Source organism: Streptomyces sp. NPDC014764 (assembly GCF_043082785.1).
In the GTDB taxonomy this organism is placed as follows: Bacteria; Actinomycetota; Actinomycetes; order Streptomycetales; family Streptomycetaceae; genus Streptomyces; species Streptomyces althioticus.
Map to the genome: position 1 here is coordinate 187,905 of NZ_JBIBXY010000006.1, position 19,464 is coordinate 207,368.

Annotated in this window: 20 protein-coding genes and 2 pseudogenes; 6 read left to right on the top strand and 16 right to left on the bottom strand. The window is 73.6% G+C overall.

Going from position 1 to position 19,464, the window contains the following annotated elements; genetic code table 11:
- Nucleotides 1-50: 50 nt before the first annotated feature.
- The 4 genes from ACF1AG_RS17315 to ACF1AG_RS17330 are packed head-to-tail and all read right to left on the bottom strand — an operon-like array spanning nucleotide 51 to nucleotide 4,867.
- A complete protein-coding gene (locus ACF1AG_RS17315; RefSeq protein WP_359600581.1) occupies nucleotides 51-1,190 on the bottom strand; it encodes an XdhC/CoxI family protein in 1,140 nt (379 codons plus the stop codon).
- On the bottom strand, nucleotides 1,183-3,315 hold the full coding sequence (locus ACF1AG_RS17320) for a xanthine dehydrogenase family protein molybdopterin-binding subunit (protein WP_359600579.1): 2,133 nt from the start codon (nucleotides 3,313-3,315) through the stop codon (nucleotides 1,183-1,185). The genes ACF1AG_RS17315 and ACF1AG_RS17320 overlap by 8 nt, the downstream gene beginning before the upstream one ends.
- Nucleotides 3,312-4,304, bottom strand: coding sequence for a xanthine dehydrogenase family protein subunit M (locus tag ACF1AG_RS17325; protein WP_359600577.1), 993 nt, complete (start codon nucleotides 4,302-4,304; stop codon nucleotides 3,312-3,314). Before ACF1AG_RS17325 ends, ACF1AG_RS17320 begins: the two co-directional genes overlap by 4 nt.
- Complete coding sequence (locus ACF1AG_RS17330) at nucleotides 4,301-4,867, bottom strand: 2Fe-2S iron-sulfur cluster-binding protein (protein ID WP_359600575.1); 567 nt, start codon at nucleotides 4,865-4,867, stop codon at nucleotides 4,301-4,303. The genes ACF1AG_RS17325 and ACF1AG_RS17330 overlap by 4 nt, the downstream gene beginning before the upstream one ends.
- Nucleotides 4,868-5,121: 254 nt before the next feature.
- Here ACF1AG_RS17330 and ACF1AG_RS17335 point away from each other — a divergent pair, with 254 nt between their 5' ends.
- Nucleotides 5,122-5,736: a TetR/AcrR family transcriptional regulator gene (locus ACF1AG_RS17335; RefSeq protein ID WP_359600574.1), complete on the top strand. Its 615-nt coding sequence runs from the start codon at nucleotides 5,122-5,124 to the stop codon at nucleotides 5,734-5,736.
- A gap of 194 nt (nucleotides 5,737-5,930) precedes the next feature.
- Here the strand turns inward: ACF1AG_RS17335 and ACF1AG_RS17340 are convergent, their stop codons facing one another.
- Nucleotides 5,931-6,695: an aminoglycoside adenylyltransferase family protein gene (locus tag ACF1AG_RS17340; RefSeq protein WP_387795195.1), complete on the bottom strand. Its 765-nt coding sequence runs from the start codon at nucleotides 6,693-6,695 to the stop codon at nucleotides 5,931-5,933.
- 241 nt (nucleotides 6,696-6,936) lie between these two features.
- On the bottom strand, nucleotides 6,937-7,842 hold the full coding sequence (locus ACF1AG_RS17345; protein ID WP_359600572.1) for a LysR family transcriptional regulator: 906 nt from the start codon (nucleotides 7,840-7,842) through the stop codon (nucleotides 6,937-6,939).
- 134 nt (nucleotides 7,843-7,976) lie between these two features.
- Between ACF1AG_RS17345 and ACF1AG_RS17350 the strand changes: the two genes are divergently transcribed.
- Complete coding sequence (locus tag ACF1AG_RS17350; RefSeq protein WP_359600570.1) at nucleotides 7,977-8,210, top strand: hypothetical protein; 234 nt, start codon at nucleotides 7,977-7,979, stop codon at nucleotides 8,208-8,210.
- A 106-nt stretch (nucleotides 8,211-8,316) separates the two neighbouring features.
- Nucleotides 8,317-9,507 carry a CaiB/BaiF CoA-transferase family protein gene (locus ACF1AG_RS17355; protein ID WP_359600568.1) on the top strand — a complete coding sequence of 397 codons (1,191 nt, stop codon included), beginning with the start codon at nucleotides 8,317-8,319 and terminating at the stop codon, nucleotides 9,505-9,507.
- A gap of 211 nt (nucleotides 9,508-9,718) precedes the next feature.
- On the opposite strand, the gene ACF1AG_RS17360 is transcribed toward ACF1AG_RS17355, so the two are convergent.
- On the bottom strand, nucleotides 9,719-10,366 hold the full coding sequence (locus tag ACF1AG_RS17360; protein WP_359600566.1) for a phosphoribosyltransferase family protein: 648 nt from the start codon (nucleotides 10,364-10,366) through the stop codon (nucleotides 9,719-9,721).
- Between the two features lie 116 nt (nucleotides 10,367-10,482).
- Here ACF1AG_RS17360 and ACF1AG_RS17365 point away from each other — a divergent pair, with 116 nt between their 5' ends.
- On the top strand, nucleotides 10,483-10,938 hold the full coding sequence (locus ACF1AG_RS17365; RefSeq protein WP_359600564.1) for an archease: 456 nt from the start codon (nucleotides 10,483-10,485) through the stop codon (nucleotides 10,936-10,938).
- Between the two features lie 15 nt (nucleotides 10,939-10,953).
- Here the strand turns inward: ACF1AG_RS17365 and ACF1AG_RS17370 are convergent, their stop codons facing one another.
- The gene (locus ACF1AG_RS17370; RefSeq protein WP_359600562.1) at nucleotides 10,954-11,379 is read right to left on the bottom strand and encodes a CBS domain-containing protein; all 426 of its coding nucleotides are present in this window, start codon (nucleotides 11,377-11,379) and stop codon (nucleotides 10,954-10,956) included.
- 179 nt (nucleotides 11,380-11,558) lie between these two features.
- On the opposite strand from ACF1AG_RS17370, the gene ACF1AG_RS17375 reads away from it, so the two are divergent.
- Nucleotides 11,559-12,809: an MFS transporter gene (locus tag ACF1AG_RS17375; RefSeq protein WP_391809982.1), complete on the top strand. Its 1,251-nt coding sequence runs from the start codon at nucleotides 11,559-11,561 to the stop codon at nucleotides 12,807-12,809.
- A 24-nt stretch (nucleotides 12,810-12,833) separates the two neighbouring features.
- Here ACF1AG_RS17375 and ACF1AG_RS17380 read toward each other — a convergent pair.
- The 6 genes and pseudogenes from ACF1AG_RS17380 to ACF1AG_RS17405 all read right to left on the bottom strand — a co-directional run bounded on the left by ACF1AG_RS17380 (nucleotide 12,834) and on the right by ACF1AG_RS17405 (nucleotide 17,258).
- Nucleotides 12,834-13,378, bottom strand: a pseudogene (locus ACF1AG_RS17380) (MOSC domain-containing protein).
- A 70-nt stretch (nucleotides 13,379-13,448) separates the two neighbouring features.
- Nucleotides 13,449-13,796, bottom strand: a complete 348-nt coding sequence (locus ACF1AG_RS17385; protein ID WP_359606158.1) for a VOC family protein — start codon at nucleotides 13,794-13,796, stop codon at nucleotides 13,449-13,451.
- A gap of 522 nt (nucleotides 13,797-14,318) precedes the next feature.
- Nucleotides 14,319-15,302 (bottom strand): aldo/keto reductase, encoded by a 984-nt coding sequence (locus ACF1AG_RS17390; protein ID WP_359606160.1) that lies wholly within the window; start codon nucleotides 15,300-15,302, stop codon nucleotides 14,319-14,321.
- 427 nt (nucleotides 15,303-15,729) lie between these two features.
- The gene (locus ACF1AG_RS17395) at nucleotides 15,730-16,050 is read right to left on the bottom strand and encodes a hypothetical protein (RefSeq protein WP_391809983.1); all 321 of its coding nucleotides are present in this window, start codon (nucleotides 16,048-16,050) and stop codon (nucleotides 15,730-15,732) included.
- Between the two features lie 112 nt (nucleotides 16,051-16,162).
- Nucleotides 16,163-16,465 (bottom strand): annotated as a pseudogene (locus ACF1AG_RS17400) (serine/threonine protein kinase); the annotation flags it as partial.
- A 55-nt stretch (nucleotides 16,466-16,520) separates the two neighbouring features.
- Nucleotides 16,521-17,258: an SDR family oxidoreductase gene (locus ACF1AG_RS17405; RefSeq protein WP_359606164.1), complete on the bottom strand. Its 738-nt coding sequence runs from the start codon at nucleotides 17,256-17,258 to the stop codon at nucleotides 16,521-16,523.
- Between the two features lie 136 nt (nucleotides 17,259-17,394).
- Between ACF1AG_RS17405 and ACF1AG_RS17410 the strand changes: the two genes are divergently transcribed.
- Complete coding sequence (locus ACF1AG_RS17410) at nucleotides 17,395-17,970, top strand: TetR/AcrR family transcriptional regulator (RefSeq protein WP_391809984.1); 576 nt, start codon at nucleotides 17,395-17,397, stop codon at nucleotides 17,968-17,970.
- A 13-nt stretch (nucleotides 17,971-17,983) separates the two neighbouring features.
- Here ACF1AG_RS17410 and ACF1AG_RS17415 read toward each other — a convergent pair whose 3' ends face one another.
- Together ACF1AG_RS17415 and ACF1AG_RS17420 are read right to left on the bottom strand one after the other, a co-directional pair.
- Nucleotides 17,984-18,772 (bottom strand): aminoglycoside adenylyltransferase domain-containing protein, encoded by a 789-nt coding sequence (locus ACF1AG_RS17415; RefSeq protein ID WP_391809985.1) that lies wholly within the window; start codon nucleotides 18,770-18,772, stop codon nucleotides 17,984-17,986.
- 37 nt (nucleotides 18,773-18,809) lie between these two features.
- Nucleotides 18,810-19,346: an isochorismatase family cysteine hydrolase gene (locus tag ACF1AG_RS17420; RefSeq protein WP_359606169.1), complete on the bottom strand. Its 537-nt coding sequence runs from the start codon at nucleotides 19,344-19,346 to the stop codon at nucleotides 18,810-18,812.
- Nucleotides 19,347-19,464 lie beyond the last annotated feature (118 nt).

Here is a 19,464-nt window from a genome sequence, read left to right on the forward strand (position 1 = left end):
CAAGTACGAAATCCGAAACCCGTCCGGGGCGGCCCCCGGACGGGTTTCGGTCATGCCGCCGTCGGAGCCGTCCGCCCTTGCCGGTGGATCGGCGTGGTCGTCGTCGTCAGGGGCGCTCCCGTGCCCCCGTGGCGTGTCGCCACTATCTCCGCCGCGATGGAGAGCGCCGTCTCCTCGGGGGTGCGGGCGCCCAGGTCGAGGCCGATCGGGGAGCGCAGGCGGGACAGGGCCCGCTCCCCCACCCCCGCTTCCCGCAGGCGGCGCAGGCGGTCGGTGTGGGTGCGGCGGGAGCCCATCGCTCCGACGTACGCGACCGGCAGCCCCAGCGCCACCTCCAGCAGCGGCACGTCGAACTTGGCGTCGTGCGTCAGCACGCACAGCACCGTGCGGGCGTCGGTCCGCGTGGTGCGCAGATAGCGGTGCGGCCAGTCGACGACGACCTCGTCCGCCTCGGGGAAACGGGCCCTGGTCGCGAACACGGGCCGCGCGTCGCACACGGTGACGTGGTAGCCCAGGAAGGCCCCCACCCGTACCAGCGCCGCCGCGAAGTCGATCGCGCCGAACACGATCATGCGGGGCGGGGGCACGGACGACTGCACGAAGAGGGTCGGGCGTCCTGCGCAGTAGGCGTCCGCGCCCGGTCCGACCGTGACCGTTCCCGTGCTGCCCGCGTCCAGCAGGTCACGGGCCGCGGCGGCAGCGGCGCGGTCCAGTTCCGCCGCGCCGCCGAGGCCGCCCTCGTACGTGCCGTCGGGGCGTACGAGGAGCACGCGGCCCAGCTGGTCCGCCGGGCCGTCCGTGACCCACGCCAGCGCGCCCGGCCCGCCCCGGGGCAGGTCCGCGAGGGCGGACTCCAGCACCGGCCGGACGGGGCTGCCCGCGCCGACCGGCGTGACCAGCACCTCGATCGTGCCGCCGCAGGTCAGGCCGACCGCGAAGGCGTCCTCGTCGCTGTAGCCGAACCGTTCCGTCCTCGCCCGCCCGTCCGCGAGGGCCTCCTGGCACAGGTCGTACACCGCGCCCTCGACGCAGCCGCCGGACACCGAGCCGATCACCGTGCCGTCGCCGTCCACGGCGAGGGCGGCGCCGGGGCCGCGCGGCGCGCTTCCGCCCACGGAGACGACCGTGGCCACCGCGAACTCCCTGCCCTCCGCCAGCCAGCGCCGCAGGTCGTCGGCGAGGTCAAGCATCCGTACCCCCCGCCCGCAGCACCCGGTCCGGGCGGATCGGCAGACCGCGGTGCCGCACCCCCGTGGCGTGCCACACCGCGTTGGCGACGGCGGCCGCCGCGCCCACGATGCCGACCTCGCCGATGCCCTTGATGCCGACCGGGTCGTCGGGGTCGTGGTCGTCGACCCAGACGGCCTCGACCTCCGGGGGCACGTCGGCGTGGGTGGCGACGTGGTAACCGGCCAGGTCCGGGCCGTAGAGGGCGCCGGAGGCCGGGTCGCGCACCGCCTCCTCGTGCAGGGCCATGGAGATGCCCCAGGTCATGCCGCCGACGAGCTGGTTGCGGGCGGTCAGCGGGTTGACGATGCGGCCGGCCGCGAAGACGCCGAGCATCCGCCGCACCCGTACCTCGCCCGTGGTGACGTCGACGGCGACCTCGGCGAACTGGGCGCCCCAGGTGTGCCGTTCCTTCGCTGCCAGGGCCGCGATCGCCGCGGTCGTGTCCGACCGTACGGTGATGCCCTCCGGGGGCAACTCGCCGCCCGGCACGAGGCGTTCGCGCAGTTCCTCGGCGGCCGCCGCGACCGCCCAGCCCCAGGAGCGCGTCCCCATGGAGCCGGCGGCGATGCCCGACGGCCCGAAGTCGCTGTCGCCGAGGCGTACGTCGATCCGCTCCGACGGCACCCGCAGTCCGTCGGCGGCGATCAGGGTGAGCGCCGTGCGCGCCCCGGTGCCGATGTCGGAGGCGGAGATGCGGACGGTGAAGGTGCCGTCGGGCTCCGCGGTCACCGCGGCCGTGGACGGCAGGGTGCCCGCGGGGAAGGAGGCGGCGGCCGTGCCGGTGCCGACCAGCCACCGTCCGTCGCGGCGCACGCCGGGGCGCGGGTCTCGGGCATCCCAGCCGAAGCGGCGGGCGCCTTCGCGGAAGCAGGCGGCGACGTTGCGTCCGGCGAACGGCAGCCCGCTGACCGGCCCGGTCTCCGGCTCGTTGCGCAGCCGCAGTTCGATCGGGTCGACGCCGCACTTCTCGGCCAGTTCGTCGAGGGCGCACTCCAGCGCGAACGACCCCGGCGCCTCGCCGGGCGCCCGCATCCACGTCGGGGACGGCACGTCCAGTCGTACGACGCGGTTCTCCGTGCGGTGCGCGACGGCGTCGTACATCGTGCGGGCCACGCCCGCGCCCGGCTCGACGAACTCGTAGACCGTGGACGTCTGGTTGAGCGAGGTGTGCTCCAGGGCGCGCAGCCGCCCGTCGGGTCCCGCGCCCAGGCGGACGCGCTGCACGGTGGGGCTGCGGTAGCCGGTGACGGAGAACATCTGGCGCCGGGTCAGGGACACCCTCACCGGGCGGCCCAGTTCGGCGGCGGCCATCGCGGCGGCCACCTGCGGCGGGCGGACGCCCTTGCTGCCGAAGCCGCCGCCGACGTGCTCGGAGCGGACCCGCACCGCGGACACGTCGAGGGAGAACATGCGGGCGAGTTCGTCGGCGACCCAGGTGATGCCCTGGTCGGAGTCGACGACGTCGAGCCGTCCGCCGTCCCACCACGCCGTCGCCACATGCGGCTCCATCATGGCGTGGTGTTCCTCGGGCGTGGTGTACTCCGCGTCCAACACGTGCGCGGAGGCGGCGAGTTCGGCCTCCAGGTCGCCCTTCTCCGTGGTGCCGGGCATGTGCCCGTCGGCGGCGTAGGCGTCGGGCCGGTCCGCGGAGAGCGCGACGTCGTGCGGCTCCTCCTCGTACGTGACGGTGAGGGCGTCGGCCGCCGCCCGCGCCTGCTCGGGCGTCTCGGCGACGACGAGGGCGACGGGCCAGCCGGCGTGCGGCACGCGGTCGTGCTGGAAAACGACGGCGGTCGGGTCCGGCGGGACGCCCAGCATGCCGACGTAGTCGCTGTTCAGGCTGGGGGCGTTGCCGTGGTGGAGGACGGTGAGGACGCCCGGCATGGCGAGCACCGGGCCGGTGTCGACCGACCGGATCCGGCCGCGGGCCACCGTGGACAGCACGAGCATGCCGTGGGCGAGCCCGGCGAACGGGATGTCGCCGCCGTAGCGTGCGGCGCCGGTGACCTTGTCGCGGCCCTCGACGCGGGTGTGCGCGGTGCCGACCTGGCCGGGCACGGCGGGGCGTTGGGGTGCGACGGTCATCGGGAGGTCTCCTCGGCGAGTTCGGTCAGCACGGCCACGACGAGGTTGCGCAGGAGGGTCACCTTGTAGCCGTTGTGGGGCAGGGGCCGGGCCGCCGCGAGTTCGGCGTCGGCGGCGGCGGCGAAGTACTCGGCGGTGGCGGGCGCGCCGACGAGGATCCGTTCGGCGAGGTGGGCCCGCCAGGGCCGGGAGGCGACCGCGCCGAGGGCGAGGCGGGCGTCGCAGACGACGCCGTCGGCCACCTCCAGCGCGGCGGCGACCGAGCCGATCGCGAAGGCGTACGAGGCGCGTTCGCGGACCTTGAGGTAGCGCGAGCGGGCAGCGACGCGGGCGGGCGGCAGCGTGACGTGGGTGATGAGCGCGCCGGGCGGCAGCGCGGTCTCGCGGTGCGGGGTGTCGCCGACCGGCAGGTAGAAGTCGGTCAGCGGGGCCTCGCCTGTGCCGTCGGCGGTCCGCCAGGAGACGACGGCGTCGAAGGCGGTGAGCGCGACGCCCATGTCGGAGGGGTGGACGGCCACACAGTGCTCGGAGGCGCCGAGGACGGCGTGGTTGTGGTGCTCCCCCTCGACGGCCGGGCAGCCGCTGCCGGGTTCGCGCTTGTTGCAGGGCCGGGTGATGTCGGTGAAGTAGCCGCAGCGGGTGCGCTGGAGCAGGTTGCCGCCGACGGTGGCCATGTTGCGGAGCTGGCCGGAGGCGCCGGCCAGCACGGCCTGGGTGAGCGCAGGGTAGCGGTCGCGGACCAGCGGGTGCGCGGCGAGGTCGCTGTTGGTGACGGTCGCGCCGACGCGTACGGAGCCGTCGTCGCCGGCCTCGATCCGGTCGAGCGGGAGGGAGCGGACGTCGACGAGCCGGACGGGCGTCTCGACGCCGTTCTTCATCAGGTCGACGAGGTTGGTGCCGCCGCCGAGGTAGCGGGCGTCCGGGTCGGCGTCCAGCAGGGCGACCGCGCCGGTGACGTCGTCGGCGCGCCGGTAGTCGAACTCCCTCATACGGCGGTCTCCTCGGTGAGCTTGTCGGTGGACGCCTCGGCGGCGGCACGGGCGACCGCCTGGGCGATCTGGCCGTAGGCGCCGCAACGGCAGAGGTTGCCGCTCATGCGTTCCTTGATCTCCTCGGTGGTCAGGGGCGGTGGACCGGCCTCCGGCCGTATGTCCGCGGTGACGGCGCTGGGCCAGCCGGCGGCGTGCTCCTCGATGACGGCGACGGCCGAACAGATCTGGCCCGGGGTGCAGTAGCCGCACTGGTAGCCGTCGAGGTCGAGGAAGGCCTGCTGCACCGGGTGGAGCCGGTCCCCCTCGGCGACGCCCTCCACGGTGGTGATCTCACGGCCCTCGGAGGCGACGGCCAGTTGCAGACAGGAGACGGTGCGGCGGCCGTCGACGAGGACGGTGCAGGCGCCGCACTGCCCGTGGTCGCAGCCCTTCTTGGTGCCGGTCAGGTCGAGGCGGTCGCGCAGGGCGTCGAGCAGGGTGGTGCGGTGGTCGACGGTCAGAGTGTGTTTCTCGCCGTTGATGTTCAGGGTCACGGTGCTGGACGACGTGGGGGGCGTCATGGACGGCCTTCTTTCACGCGGGCAGGCGGACGTGGTCGTGTCTCTGTGCGGGGCGTGCTGACTGCGGGAAGGTGTGACGTGCGCGGTCGTGCGGACGCGACGGTGGCGCGGGGCATGCGGAAGGGCCGTCCCGAGCCGCCCGGGTCCGCCGATACGATGGACCGGAAGCGGACAGCTGTCCGTTACTCAGAACGTAGTGGACAGCTGTCCGCTTATCAAGGACGGGTTTCGGTCACGGCCCGGGAGGAGGACCGGTGGGCGAGCACAAGGACGCGTCCCGGAGCACGGAGACGCCCCAGCGGGCGGACGCGCAGCGCAACCGCGAGCGCATCCTGGCCGTCGCCGTCACCGAGCTGACGCGGTCGGCCGACACCCCGCTGAGCGTGATCGCCAAGAAGGCGGGCGTCGGACAGGGCACGTTCTACCGGAACTTCCCCAGCCGTGAGGCGCTGGTCATGGAGATCTACCGGCACGAGCTGCGGCAGGTCGCCGACAGCGCGGACCAGTTGCTGTGCACGCGGGAGCCCGACCGGGCGCTGCGGGAGTGGATGGACCGGCTGGCCCGGTTCGGCATGACCAAGGCGGGCCTCGCGGACGCGATCCGGCAGGCCACCAGCGCCCCGAACGGGCCGGCGAAACCCGGCCACGACTCGCTGCTGCTCGCGACGAACCGCCTCCTGAGGGCGTGCGAGGAGTCCGGGGCGATCCGGCCCGGCGTGACCGCCGACGACCTGATCCTCGCCCTCGGCGGCCTCTGGCAGCTCGACCCCGCAAGCGACTGGCAGCCGCGGGCGGCCCGGTTGTTCGACCTCGTCATGGACGGGTTGCGGGTGGGGGCACCGGGGCGGAGGGCGACGAACGGCTCCTGAGACCTGTCCGGCGCCACGCGGTGGAGTGCGGGATCGATCGCCTCGAACGACACCGGGCCGCGGCAACGAGGTACGACAAACCCACCGTCCGCCATGAAGCGACCGTGCTGGTCGCTGTCATCGACGAGTGGCTGTGACCAGCACGGCCGTAACACTCCCAGCGATGAGGAGCTGAGGAAGCGGTCGTGTGTCCGCTAGCTCCGGGTGCTCAATCGATCGATCTCGGCCAGCACGCGGTCCACATGCGGACGTACCTGGGCCCGCAACGTCTTGCTCCAGCTTTCTTCGGAGTAGCGGCAGTTGAGGTAGAGCTGCCTGGCGTGCTCCAGGACAGGGCGGTGTTCGGGCGGAAGCCGGGCGAGGGCCCAGTCGGCGGCAGCGTCCTTCGACCTGATCCGGCCGGTGGCCAGCGTGGTCCAGATGCGTGCGAAGGTCAGCAGGACGTTGCGGGTGTCGCCGTCCAGGTTGTCCAGCAGGTCGGGGATGCCTGCCACGCTCGCCCGGACCAGGTCAGGGTGCGGGACGGGACCGAGGACTTGTGCCGGCCGCGGGCCGGTGAGGGGGTGGTCGCCCGTCAGCACCATGGTGATCAGCAGGGCCAGATCGGGCATCGGCTCCGGCCGGGGGACCTCCCCTGCCTCGTACTCGGCTCGCAGCCACTCGCCGTAAAGGAAGTCGCAGGTCGGAGGGTATCGCCATGGCTGGACCCCGGACTGGACGACCACGATGAGCTCGACCGGGCGGACCTCGTTCCGAGAGCCGGAGATCTTGAGCAGTCCATCGAGGAGCGCCTGTCGCTGCCGCTCGTCCATCGACCGTCGGGAGACGACGAGCACGTCCACGTCGCTGGCCGGCCTGGGGTCACCGAGCACAGCTGACCCGTGAAGGTAGACGCCGATGACATCCCCGCCCAGCACACCGCTGGCCAACGCCACGATCTCCTGAAGCTGATCCACCACGCCAGTCTCCCCCGTTGTCCGGTCCGACGGCACGGCATTACGGGTCGGCTCGCGGTCCGCCGTCACGCCCGTCGGGCGGCGCGAGCGCCGTTCGGACGTCACGCGAGCGTCGTCGGACGAGGGGCGAGCGGCAACCGCGCTCCAGGCAAGCGCCGTCGGGCGGCGGGTGAGAACCGTCCCGACGCCGGACCAGGACCGTCGTGCGGTGCACGAGAACGCCCCCAGCCGACGCCGTCAGGCGTCAGACCAGCGCCGTGGGTGCGAGTTCGCGTAGTTCCCGGAGGGCCGCCTCGACGGCCGGGCGGGCGTGGCCGCCGGTGCGGGTGGCCGTGAGGAGCCTTCGGTACGGCTCGCCCGCGCAGCGGACGCGGGTGACCGGCAGGTGCGGGGTGACGTGCGCCAGACGCGGGATCAGGGCCACGCCGAGGCCGTGGGCCACGAGATGCGCCGTGGCGTCCCAGTCGCCCGCGTGGTGGACGACCTCCGGGGCGAAGCCGGACGCGCCGCACGCAGCCATCACCTGGAGCCGGCACGGGCTCTCCGGCACCGGGGCGATCCACGGTTCGTGCGCCGCCTCGGCCAGGTCGACCCGCTCCCGCGCGGCCAGCGCGTGCGCTTCCGGCACCACCAGGTCGAACGGGTCGTCCAGCAGGGGCTGCTGGTCGAACCGCGTGTCGCTCATCGGCGGGTTGAGCGGGGTGGACTCCACCACGGCCAGATCGGCGGCGCCCTCGAAGAGCAGGTCGAAGATGGCCGGAACGACTGCCTCGGTGATCCGGACCGACAGCCGCGGGTGCCGCTCGCCGAGCCGGGCCGCCAACGGCGCGAGCAGCACCGAGACGGCCACCGGGAACCCGGTCACCCGCAGCACCCCGGCGGGGTCGCCGTGGTCGGCGCGCAGATCGAGCTCGGCCTGGTCCCAGCGGGCCTGGATGGCGTCGGCGTGCGCGAGCAGGCTCTCGGCGGCCGGGGTGAGGCGCACCCCACGCCCCTGAGGCTCCAGCAGGTCAACGCCGAGGTCGCGGGCGAGTTGGCGGATCTGCTGGGAGGCCGCGGAGGGCGTGAAGTGGAGGGCGCGGGCGGCCGCGGTGACCGTGCCGTAGTGGGCGACCGCCCTCAGGACGTGGAGCCGGCGCAGGTCAATCATGAAGTCGACGCTTCACGGTGTCGTACACAAAGTCAACCTGGACGTGAACATAACCGACGGCGCACTCTTGGTGTGTCGCGACCGACAGCAGGCACACGAGTCACGTCGAGCACGTGGGAATCCAAGGAGTCGCCATGACCAGCACGACCGGCACCACGGGGACGACCGGCACCGCCTGCCCCTACTGCGGGTGGCCGGACCACGCGGAGCCGTTCCAGGTCGTCTCGCGGCACGCCACCGCGTCGGGCAGCACGGTGTGGACGCGCTGCGGCTGCGGGTCGCTCCAGGTGCGCGCGGTGGACGCGCGCGGCATGCGCGTCGTGTCGCGCAGCCGCCCCGCCGACGTGCCCGCGCCGGGCGGGCGGTGAGGGCAGGCGTTGACAGGCGGTTCGCCTGGGTCGTACTAATCGCGTAGTGATCGCTTACCGGCCGAGGGAGGCCGGCGACCGACGCACCCGGGTGCGGACAGGAGGCGTGGACGTGCGGAGACTCCCCCTGTCCGGGGTGACGGTGGTGACCGTGGAGCAGGCGGTGGCCGCGCCCTACGCCACCCGGCAGCTGGCCGACCTCGGCGCCCGGGTGATCAAGGTGGAACGGCCGGGTGAGGGCGACTTCGCCCGGCGCTACGACACCACCGTGCACGGCACGTCCAGCTACTTCGTGTGGATCAACCGGTCGAAGGAGTCCCTCACCCTCGATCTGAAGGATCCGCGGGGCCTGGATATCCTGCACGAACTGCTGGCGGACGCCGACGTGTTCGTGCAGAACCTCGCCCCGGGCGCGGCCGGCCGGCTCGGCCTGGCCGCGGACGACCTGGCGGGCCGCCATCCGCGGCTCATCCCCTGCACGATCTCCGGCTGGGGCACGACCGGGCCCTGGGCCGACCGCAAGGCTTACGACCTGCTGGTGCAGTGCCAGACGGGCCTGGTGTCGCTCACCGGCACCCCCGAGGAGACCGCCCGCACGGGCATCTCCGTCGCCGACATCGCCGCCGGGATGTACGCGTACAGCGGTGTCCTCACCGCCCTCTACACGCGCGCCACCACCGCCGAGGTGCACCCCGTCGAGGTGTCCCTGTTCGAGGCGCTGGCGGAGTGGATGGGGCAGCCCGCCTACTACACCCGGTACGGCGGCACCCAGCCGCCCCGGCTGGGCACCCAGCACGCGACGATCGCCCCGTACGGCACGTTCCGGGCGGCGGACGGGCGCGAGGTGCTGTTCTCCATCCAGAACGAACGCGAGTGGGCCGCGCTGTGCCGGGACTTCCTCGGCCGGCCCGAGCTGACGGACGACCCGCGGTTCGCGACGGGTCCGGACCGTGTGGCGCACCGGGACGAACTGAACGCGATCGTGGCGGGACGGTGCGCCCGTGACGACGCGGAAGAGTTGCTGAAGGACCTGGAGGCGATCGGCATCGCCTGCGCGGGGGTGAACGACGTCGCGGCGTTCCTCGACCACCCGGTGCTGGCGGCACGCGGCAGGTGGCTTGAGATCGGGGTGCCGGGCGGCACGGCGGACGCGCTTCTCCCACCCGCCGACCTCGCGGGTCTTCCGGCCCGCATGGATCCGGTGCCGGCGGTGGGCGAACACACCGAAACGATCCTGCGCGCCCTGGGCCGCACACCCGAGGACATCGAGGCGCTACGGGCGGACGGGGTGATCTGAGCCGGGCTCGGCACCCTCAGGCCGGTCCCCCGTCACCCGGCCCTTCAGGAGGGACCCGGCGACCCCGCGCACGATGCCCGCGGCGCGCGCACCACAGCGCGGAGCGACCGGCGTCGGCACGCCGCCCGGCCGCCCCGTCACACCCCGGCGGGTCCTCGAGCAGCCGCCACGACGGGCCCTGAACCCGAGCGGCTGACGGCGTCGGGGCGAGCTACGGCCGGTGCCGGCGCAGCGCGCCCAGGACCTCCTCGTCCGTCAGCTGGTCGAACTCGTCGTACCACTGGCCGACGGCCATGAAGGCGGCCGGTTCGTGGAGGGCGATCAGGTCGTCGGTCTCGGGGCGGAGGGCCGCGGCGCCCGACGGGGAGGCGACCGGGACGGCCAGGATCATGCGGACGGGGTCGCGGGCGCGGAGGGCACGCAGGGCGGCGCGCGCCGTGGAGCCGGTGGCCAGGCCGTCGTCGACGACGACCACCGTGCGGCCGCGCGGGTCGGGCGCGGGCCTGCCCTGCCGGTAGAGCCGTTCGCGCCGGGCCAGCTCGGTGCGTTCCCGTTCGACGACGGGCGCCAGGTCGTCCCGCGTCAGCCCCAGGCCGCGCACGGCGTCCTCGTCGAACACGGGCACCCCGTCGCCGGCCATGGCGCCGACGCCGTACTCCTCGTGGCGGGGCGCGCCGATCTTGCGGACGACGAGGACGTCGAGGGGCGCGCCGAGCGCCTCGGCGACCTCCGCTGCGACGGCGACTCCACCGCGGGGCAGCGCCAGCACGAGGGGGTCGGGCAGGTCGCCGGCGTCCTGCCTCTCCCGCAGCCGCGCGGCCAGTTCGCGGCCGGCCTGCCGGCGGTCACGGAACCGCATGCCGGTGCCCTCCCTCCGAGCGGTCACGACCCGGTCGGCACCCGCGTACCCCTTCCCCCGGTGCGTGAAGCACCGCCGCGGGGCATGGGGTGCGTGCGCTCGGGCAGTCGTGGTGCATGGTCGGTGACACGGGTGAGCCGGGTCAGGCGCCGCGGCGGGACCGCAGCGGGCACCGCTCGGTGGCGCAGGAGGACGACGTACGCATCGAGGCCTGGGCGGCGAGCCGCGAGCACTGCCTGGCCGAGGCGGTGGTGGCGATGGTGGAGTGCTTCGCCGACGTGTCCGGCGTCAGACCGACCGGGGTGGACCGCATCCGGCTGGCCGAGGGAAGCGACGAGGACCTGCTGGCCGCGCTGCTCGACGAGATCCTGTACCGGCTGGAGGCGTACGGCGAGGTGCCGGTGGACGTGGAGGCCGACGAGGCCGAGGGCGGTCTGGACGTGCGGCTCGCGGTGGCGGGCCTTGCGGACGTGCGGGTCACCGGGGAGATGCCGACGGACGTCGGCTGGGACGACCTGCGGCTGTCGCCGGGGCCGTACGGCTGGTCGTGCGCGGTGACCGTGGACGGCTGAGCCCGGCCGCCCCGTTCAGCGGGTGGGCGTCGCGCGGCTGATGTCCGCGAGCGCGGAGTGCGGGTCGACCTCGGCGGCGAGGTCGCCGAGGCTGACCACGCCCACAGGGCAGCCGCCGTGCTCCACCACGGGCAGCCTCCGCACGGCGTGTTCCCGCATCAGCTCGACGGCGTGGTCGGTCGTGTCGTCCGGGTCGAGCGTCACCAGCGGCGGGCGGGTGCACAGCGAGCCGACGTTCGTGGCCTCGGGGTCGTGCCCCTCGGCGACGCCCCGCAGCACGATGTCGCGGTCGGTGAGCACGCCGAACAGATCGCAGTCGTAGGCGACGAGGACGTCACCGACGTTCTGCTCGCGCATCAGCCGCGCCGCCCGCGTCAGCGAGGTCATCGGCTCGACGGAGGTGATGTGCGCGGACATCACGTCGCGTACGCGCGTGGTCATGGGGCACCTCCCGGTGCGTGGTCGCGGTCGCGGATGCGGTCGCGGGCCTCCCCCTGAGGCCCGCGTAGCCCGCCGCGCCGGGAGTAAACCGGTCCGGTTTGCCCGCCGCGGCCCGGCTCGCTTGGATGGGCCGGTCCCCGGCGGCCGCAGGGGACGGGGCCGGCGGGAGCGGGGGGCGGATGGGCGGGCGGCGGTCGGCGGCGTGGCGGTTCGGGTGGCTGTGGACGGCGTACGGGGTCAGCACCTTCGGCACGCGGTTCGCGTTCGACGCGTTCGCGCTGGTCGCCCTGCTGGTGCTGCACGCCGGTCCGGCCCAGGTGTCGCTGCTGGCGGCGGTCGGTCCCGCGGTCGGCGCGGTGCTGTCGGTGCCGCTCGGCCCCTGGGTGGAGTACCGCCGCAAGCGCCCGGTGATGATCGCGACGGACCTCGTCCGGTGCGTGGTGCTGCTGAGCGTGCCTCTCGCGTACGCCCTCGACGCGCTCACCGTGGCTCAGCTGCTCGTGGTGTCGGTGACGGTGGCGGCGGCCGACATCACGTTCCAGGCGGCGGTCGGCGCGTACGTGAAGGACGTCGTGCCGCGTGAGGAGCTGCTGCGCGCGAACGGGCGGCTGGAGTCGACGACGTGGACCGCGACCATGCTGGGGCCACCGCTGGGCGGTGCGGCGATCGGCCTGTTCGGTCCGGTGACGACGGTGGTCGCCGACGCCGTGAGCTATCTGCTGTCGGCCGGAGCGCTGGGCGCGGCGGGCGGCGGCGACCGGCGGCCCGACCGGCCGGACCCACGGCTCCGGCTGCGGGCCGGTGATCTGCTCGACGGGTGGCGGTACATCCTGCGCAGCCGTGATCTGCGTCCGCTGTTCTTCAACACGGTGCTGGTGAACGGGCTGATCATGGCGTCGTCGCCGCTGCTGGTCGTGCTGATGGTGGGCCCGCTGGGCTTCGCCCCGTGGCAGTACGGTCTGGCGTTCGCGGTGCCGTGTCTGGGCGGTCTGGTCGGTGCGCGCCTGTCACGGCGGCTGGTGGCGCGGTTCGGGGAGCGGCGGGTGCTGCGGGTCGCGGGGACGCTGCGGGCCTGCTGGTCGGTCGGGCTGGCGTTCGTGGGGCCGGGCGTGACGGGTCTGGTCCTGGTGATCGTGATCGAGTTCGGGCTGATCACGAGCATGGGCGTGTTCAACCCGGTGTTCTCGACGCGCCGGCTTGAGCGGACGCCGGCGGACCGGGTGGTCCGCACGCTGTCGGCGTGGTCGGCGACCAGCAAGGCTTCGATCGCGGCGCTGACGGCGCTCTGGGGGCTGCTGGCGAGTTTCACCGGCCCCCGCACGGCCATCGCCCTCGCGGGCGCCCTGCTCCTGGCCACCCCGCTGCTGCTCCCCCGCCGGCTCGACGAGGCGCGCCGGGACCAGGACAGCGAGGCGGAGGCCAAGGCGTGACCACGCCGACGGCGGCGTCGCGTCCTAGACCCGTTCGAGCGGGCGGTGCGGGAGGGCAGGCAGTTCGACGCGTACGGCGTCCTGGGGGCGGACCGTCCCGCTCCGGTGCACGACGGCCATCACGCCGCACTTGAAGACGAACTCACCAATGACGGGGTCCAGCGCGAACATCTCGCCGAGCAGCCCTTCGCGATAGGCGTTGATCTTCGAGCAGGGGTTGCGCAGCCCGGTCACCTCGACAACGGCCTCGTCGCCCAGGTGGAGCAGGGCGCCGGTGGGCAGGCCCAGCAGGTCCACTCCCCGGGTGGTGACGTTCTCGCCGAGCCCGCCCGGGGCGACGTCGTAGCCCTTGAGCGCGAGTTCGTCGAAGAGTTCCTCGTGCATCAGGTGGACCTGCCGCAGGTTGGGCGCCTCCGGCTCGTACGTCATGCGGAACTGGTGGCGGATCGTCTTCCCCGCGTGCACGTCCCCCTCGACTCCCAGTCCGGCGAGCAGTGTCACGGCGTCGTTTTGGGCTTGCTGAACGAGTACGTCGCGTGACGGCTCACTGCGGTGACCTGGCCGGGCATCGTGCCCCCTTTCGTCGGGCTGCGGCCGGTCGATCGTACGGGCCGCCGCGCACGTGCCGGTCACCGCCCCTCAGCGGTGGCCGAGGACGTTGACCACGCGGCCGTCGGGGTCGCGGACGAAGAAGCGGCGGACGCCCCACTCCTCGTCCTGCAGCGGATGGACGATCTCCGCACCGCTCTTCCGCACGGCCTCGTGCACCGCGTCCACGTCGTCCACCTCCACGCTGAGGTCGGGGTGGACCGGTGCCGTCGCGTCCTGCGTCATGATGCTGACCTGCGCCGTCGGGTTCGACGGTGATGCCAGCGTCATGATCCAGCCGTGGTCCATGACCTCCTCGAAGCCCAGCAGACCGTAGAACTCCCCGTGTTCTGCGGGGTCTTCGGAGTGGAGGTTGGGCACGACACGGCGGACGGTCATCGACGGCTCCCTCGGGTCTGTCGGGTCTGTCGGGCGGCGGTCATGGAACGTACGAGCAGCACCGCGCGGCGCCGGGTGACGGCCTCCTCAGGCTAGCCGTCACGCGGCCGGGACGGCCGGAGAGGACACTCGGCGGCGGCGAGCGACGAACGGGCCGGCACCGGCGCTCATGGGCCGGGCTGCGGGGCTTCCAGTTGTTTCGGTTCCGCCGCCCCGAGTTCGGTCTCCGTGGCCCGGGCCGAGTTCCCGGATCGACGCGGGACGGCTCGCGCCGGGGACCGGGATGACGGTGCGGGCTCCGCGGCGAGGCCTCGGCGGCCTGCTCGAGGTGGGAGGGGTGGCGTCCACGGTCCGACTGCCGTCGCCGGGTCGGCCCCGTCCCCCTTGGTGTCCACGAGGACGTGGGAGGTGTCGCCGCCGTCACAGGCGACTCCGGCACGCTGACGAACCACAGGCCGACCGCGTGAGCCGGCCAACTGCTCGCGACGCCGGGTCACTCCGGCGTGACCGACGAGACGCTGCCTAACCAGGCAGGGGCGCCCGCGCGTCCAGCAGGCCCTCGCCGCGCAGGTCCGCCCACAACCCCGCCGGGACCGTCATGCCGTATGCCTGGGTGTTGCGCCGTACCTCCTCGGCGGACCGCATGCCGACGACGACGCCCGCGACGACGGGGTGGTGCAGCGGGAAGTCCATCGCCACGGCCGGCAGGGTGACGCCGTGCGCCTCGCACACGGCGGCCAGGCGGCGGGCGCGCTCCAGCGTGCGGGGCGCGGCGGGTTCGTAGTCGTAGGTCGCGCCGTCGGACGGGCGGGGCGTGGCGAGGACGCCGGAGTTGAAGACGGACGCGGCGAGCACGGACACGCCGCGGGCCTCGCAGGCGGGGAGCAGGTCGTCCAGCGCGCTGTGGTCGAGCAGCGTGTAGCGGCCGGACAGCATCACCACGTCGACGTCGGTCTCCTCGACCAGACGGGTCAGCTTGCCCGAGTGGTACATCCCCGCGCCGATGGCGCCCACCGTCCCCTGCGCGCGCAGTTCGGCGAGAGCCGGGTAGCCGTCGCGCAGCGCGTCCTCGAAGTGCTCCTCCGCGTCGTGCAGGTACAGCACGTCGATCCGGTCGACGCCCATGCGTGTCAGCGAGTCCTCCACGCTGCGCAGCACGCCGTCGCGGGTGAAGTCCCACACCCGGCGGTGGGTGGCGGCCACCTCGAAGGCCTCGTCCTTGCCGCCTGCGTCGTCCTGCGGCACCAGCACCCGGCCGACCTTCGTGGACAGCGTCCACGCGTCCCGCGGCCTGCCCCGCAGCAGCGCGCCGACTCGGCGTTCGGACTGACCGATGCCGTAGTGCGGCGAGGTGTCGAAGTACCGGATGCCGCTGTCCCAGGCCTCCTCCAGTGCCCTCGCGGCGGTGTCGTCGTCGACCGCCTCGAACAGCCCGCCGAGCGGACCGCCTCCGAAGCCCAGTTCCGTGACGTGCACGTCGCTCTTGCCGAGCCTGTTGCGTCGCACCGGCTGTCCTTCCGGTCGGCGGGAACGTCCTCTGCAGGTTGCCGCTCAAGTCTGGTTCGGTCCAGAGGTTTTCACACCAGGGCCTCTCCTGACGGCTGTCAGGGACGTCGTGGGGACGAACCGACCACCGTGCAGGAGTTCACCGGGAGCGGTCTCGCCCGGGTGAACAGCCCGTACTTCCAGGGCGGACAGAGGATCGAGGGCGTGCCCGGCTGCCGAGCGCGCTCGAGCGGGGGATGGGGCGGGCCGGTGATCCCGGCCCGCCCCTCGGTCATGCGCCCCGCGCATCCCGACGCGCTCAGTACCAGCCGGTGTTCACCAGTGCGTGCCCGTTGCACGCGAGGACGGCGCGGGAGACGCGCCCGTTCAGGTTGTTCCCGATCTTCGTGTAGGCGTAGTCGAGGCCCGCGTCCACGGTCTCGGAGACTCAGCCGTCGGCCCGTCCCGCACCGCTGTTGGAACGCTCCAGCAGGGCCACGCAGTTGGCGCCCGCGTTCTCGATGCGCGCGAACGAGCCGCACGTGTCGGAGTAGTAGTACTTCAGCGCCATGCCCTCGAAGGTCCTGGCGTCGACCTGGCGGAAGGTCCCCGCACAGCCGGAGACCGTGGGGTACTGCCCCTCCCTTGCGTAGGCCCCGTAGTTGCCGCCCGAGAACGGCTCGGCGTGGACGGCGGTCGCGGGCAGGAGCGCCATCACGGCGGCTGCGCCCCCCGCGGCCAGCAGGGTCTTGAGCGATCGGCGGCTCATGGTCCCTCTTTCCTGTTGGCGTACGGTGTCACGGCCGGCGCCCCGGTCATGGGCGCCCCGCCTGTCGCCGTGACCGTACGGGCCGTCAGCGCGTCCCGGTACCTGACAGTTGTCAGGGGCGGGCGCGCGGCAGCAGCGCCAGGTCCTCCTCCCGCACCGGTCCGAAGCGCAGGGCGACGGGGGCGAGGCGGGCGCGCTCGGCGCCGGTGCGGCTGCCGTCGGAAGCGCCGCTCTGCCCACCGGGGTCGAGGCGGAGCCTGGTGTGGGCCAGGTGGTCGATGTGGTGGTCGACCGCCGCGCGGGTCAGGCCCCGGCAGGACTCCGGCGGGCGCAGCGGGTCGACGAGTTCGCCGACGGCGGGCAGGGCCGTGCCGGCGGGGTCCCGCAGCCGGGGTTCGCAGAGGGCGACCAGGACGGGGGGCCGGTTCCGCTTCCGGCGGGAGCCCGTTTCCGGCCGCGCTCCCCCACCGTCACGCCTGCGCGGTGGGCCTTACGACGATCTCGCCGACGTCGACTCCGGCGGGCTGCTCGATCGCGTAGCCGATGGCGGAGGCGACCGCGGAGGGCGGCATGGCGATCTCGTCGCGCATCCGGGTCATCGCCGCTGCGGCCTCGGAACTGGCGCCCTTGCCGACTCCCTCGGTGTGGGTGAAACCGGGCGACACGACGGTCACCCGCAGACCGGGGCCGGACTCCTGGCGCAGCCCCTCGGAGATGACGTGCACGGCCGCCTTGGTGGCCGCGTAGACGGCCTGGGGCGACTTGACGACGCGGGCGGCGGTGGAGCTGACGTTGACGAAGTGTCCGGTGCCCTGTCGGCGGAAGACGGGGAGGGCCGCGCCGATGCCGTTGAGCAGGCCGGTGACGTGCGTGGCGACCATGGCGTCCCAGTCGTCCTGGCGGAGCTCGTCGAACGGGGAGACGGCCATGGTGCCCGCGTTGGACACGAGGACGTCGAGACGTCCGTGCCGCTCGAGCGCGGTGTCGGTGAGGCGGCGAAGATCCTCACGGCGGGTGACGTCGACGACGACGCCGGCGGCGGTCCCGCCCTGGGCCGTGATGCCGTCCACCACGGCGTTCAGCCGGTCCTCGCGCCGGGCGCCGAGCACCAGTCGGGCGCCCCGCTCGGCGAGGAGGCGCGCGGTCGCCTCGCCGATGCCGCTGCTGGCGCCCGTGATCGCGATGACCTTGTCCTGGACGGTCGGCATGACCGGGTTCCTTCCCTGGGGTGTCCGCGGGTCGTCGCATGACCTACGGTGAAAGCGGAGACGTCCCCGCTTTCCGTCCACGCTAAGTGGGGGTGCCCCCACTTAGCAAGCCGCCCCGGGAAGGAATGCCGACGAGATGGCCGAGCAGGCGCCCCGACCACTGCGCGCCGACGCGCAGCGCAACAGGGAGAAGATCCTCACCGCAGCCGCCCGCATGTTCAGCGCGGAAGGGCTGACCACGCACATGGACCGGATCGCCAGGGAGGCGGGCGTGGGCAGCGCGACGCTGTACCGCAACTTCCCCACCCGGGAGGCGCTGGTCGAGGCGGTCTACCGCAACGAGGTGGCCCAGCTCTGCGCATCCGTCCCGTCATTGCTGGAGCGGCACCGACCCGAGGAGGCCCTGCGGGCGTGGACGCGGCTCTTCCTGGACTACGTCACCACCAAGCACGGCATGATCGACGCGCTGCGCGCCATCGCGGCGACGGGCGCCAACCCCTACGGGAACAGCCGGGAGATGATCCACACCGCCCTGGGCACGCTCATGGACGCGTGCGCGGCGGCCGGCGTGATCCGCACCGACGTCCCCGCCTCGGACATCGGCGCGGCGCTGGAGGGCATCGCCCTCACCTCGGCGGGACCCGGCCGGCGGGAGCAGGCGGAGCGGCTGCTCGACCTGATGCTGGACGGTCTCTCGGTCCGCCGGGGCTGAGGGGCGCGCCGGCTCAGACCCCGGCGGCCTCGGCCGCCTCCTCGACGCGTGCGGCCACCCAGGCCAGGAACTCCCGCACGTCGTCGGCGGGCAGCACGGCCGCCTCCGCGCGGGGGCGCTCGAAGCTGCGCAGCGCCTCGGCGATCAAGGGCTCGAAGGCGGGCTCGGACGCGGCGACGATCTCCCCCGCCCGGCGCTTGGCGAACCAGTGGCCGGTACGGCAGTGGACGGTGGCGCGGCAGCCGTTGAGCACCCGGTTGTCGGCCAGATGCCCGTCCCCGTCCGCGTGTTCGCGCACGGAGGCGCGGAGGGCGGCGAGCACCGTGGGCCGGTCAGGGGCGGCGATCACCTCCCGCGCCTGCGCGCCGTACAGCGGGAGTCCGGCCTGGCGGGCGACGGAGCGGTCGATGACGTACCAGAAGTCGGGCGCCTCCGCGGGGTCGTAGCCGGCGCGTTCGGGCAAGGAGGGTCCGGTGTTGAGGTCGAGCAGGTAGCCCGCCTCGCCCGACGGGCGGGCGGCGAAGCCGGCGGCGTAGACGACCAGTTCGAGGCCGGCGGCGGGGCAGGGCAGCGCCGGGTGGGCGAGCGTCGCGGCCAGCTGGGCGAGGTCCGCGCGGGGCGGGGCCGGGTCCACGACCACCGTGACGTCGACGTCGCTGCGCCCGTGGCGGTAGTCGCCCAGGGCGAGCGAGCCCACGACGAGGACGCTCACCAGACGGTCCCCGAAGACGGCGGAGGTACGACGGACCAGCTCCTCCAGATAGGCGCGCAGTTCCGGCGGCGGGAGGGAGGGACGGCTCATGCCCCCAGTGTCACCCCGGCGAGGCGTCCCGTACGGCTCATGTCCACAGCTCCCCGCTGTCGCACACCCGGGCGCCCATGTTGCGCTCCATCATCCGCAGGGCCGCGTCCGCCAGATCCTCGTGGATGTGCGCGACGGCGTCCCGGGGGACGGTCACGTCGAAGTGCCGGATGTGCGCGTCGAGCGAGGAGTAGAGCACGCACTGCTCCGTCACCTGCCCGACCAGCACCAACTGGTCGATGCCCTGCTGGGTGAGCAGATAACTGAGCGGGGTCTCGAAGAAGATCGAGTGCCGGGCCTTGACCACGAACAGCGACGACTCGTCCGGTACCAGCGGCTCGACCAGATGCGCGTGCTGCCCCGCCAGCGCCTTGTCGAGCAGTTCGCCGTGGTGCGAGCGCCACTCGCCGAAATTGTCGTTGACGTAGATCACCGGCGCGTCCTGCCGCCGCGCCCGCTCCAGCAGCCCGGAGATCACCGGGACCACCGTCTCGGCGGACGGGAGCAGCTGGTCGGCGTCCGGGTGGTCGTACGTGTTGATCATGTCGATGACGATCAGTGCGGTCTTGCCCATGCCTCCAGGGTTCCACCCGCGCGCCGCATCAGGCATCCGCACGGCGGCCCGGACACGGCGGCGCCCGCTGCGGGGCCTCCGGCCGTACTCCGACGTCAACGGGGCCGTCCGGCCCTGG

What these genes read in the sequence shown, in the direction of transcription:
- ACF1AG_RS17330 (WP_359600575.1), bottom strand. Translation starts at nt 4,867, where the DNA reads ATGACGCCCCCCACGTCGTCCAGCACCGTGACCCTGAACATCAACGGC.
- ACF1AG_RS17415 (WP_391809985.1), bottom strand. Translation starts at nt 18,772, where the DNA reads ATGAGCCGTCCCTCCCTCCCGCCGCCGGAACTGCGCGCCTATCTGGAG.
- ACF1AG_RS17345 (WP_359600572.1), bottom strand. Translation starts at nt 7,842, where the DNA reads ATGATTGACCTGCGCCGGCTCCACGTCCTGAGGGCGGTCGCCCACTAC.
- ACF1AG_RS17375 (WP_391809982.1), top strand. Translation starts at nt 11,559, where the DNA reads ATGGGCGGGCGGCGGTCGGCGGCGTGGCGGTTCGGGTGGCTGTGGACG.
- ACF1AG_RS17405 (WP_359606164.1), bottom strand. Translation starts at nt 17,258, where the DNA reads ATGCCGACCGTCCAGGACAAGGTCATCGCGATCACGGGCGCCAGCAGC.
- ACF1AG_RS17410 (WP_391809984.1), top strand. Translation starts at nt 17,395, where the DNA reads ATGGCCGAGCAGGCGCCCCGACCACTGCGCGCCGACGCGCAGCGCAAC.
- ACF1AG_RS17370 (WP_359600562.1), bottom strand. Translation starts at nt 11,379, where the DNA reads ATGACCACGCGCGTACGCGACGTGATGTCCGCGCACATCACCTCCGTC.
- ACF1AG_RS17320 (WP_359600579.1), bottom strand. Translation starts at nt 3,315, where the DNA reads ATGACCGTCGCACCCCAACGCCCCGCCGTGCCCGGCCAGGTCGGCACC.
- ACF1AG_RS17420 (WP_359606169.1), bottom strand. Translation starts at nt 19,346, where the DNA reads ATGGGCAAGACCGCACTGATCGTCATCGACATGATCAACACGTACGAC.
- ACF1AG_RS17395 (WP_391809983.1), bottom strand. Translation starts at nt 16,050, where the DNA reads ATGAGCCGCCGATCGCTCAAGACCCTGCTGGCCGCGGGGGGCGCAGCC.
- ACF1AG_RS17350 (WP_359600570.1), top strand. Translation starts at nt 7,977, where the DNA reads ATGACCAGCACGACCGGCACCACGGGGACGACCGGCACCGCCTGCCCC.
- ACF1AG_RS17325 (WP_359600577.1), bottom strand. Translation starts at nt 4,304, where the DNA reads ATGAGGGAGTTCGACTACCGGCGCGCCGACGACGTCACCGGCGCGGTC.
- ACF1AG_RS17315 (WP_359600581.1), bottom strand. Translation starts at nt 1,190, where the DNA reads ATGCTTGACCTCGCCGACGACCTGCGGCGCTGGCTGGCGGAGGGCAGG.
- ACF1AG_RS17360 (WP_359600566.1), bottom strand. Translation starts at nt 10,366, where the DNA reads ATGCGGTTCCGTGACCGCCGGCAGGCCGGCCGCGAACTGGCCGCGCGG.
- ACF1AG_RS17365 (WP_359600564.1), top strand. Translation starts at nt 10,483, where the DNA reads ATGGTCGGTGACACGGGTGAGCCGGGTCAGGCGCCGCGGCGGGACCGC.
- ACF1AG_RS17385 (WP_359606158.1), bottom strand. Translation starts at nt 13,796, where the DNA reads ATGACCGTCCGCCGTGTCGTGCCCAACCTCCACTCCGAAGACCCCGCA.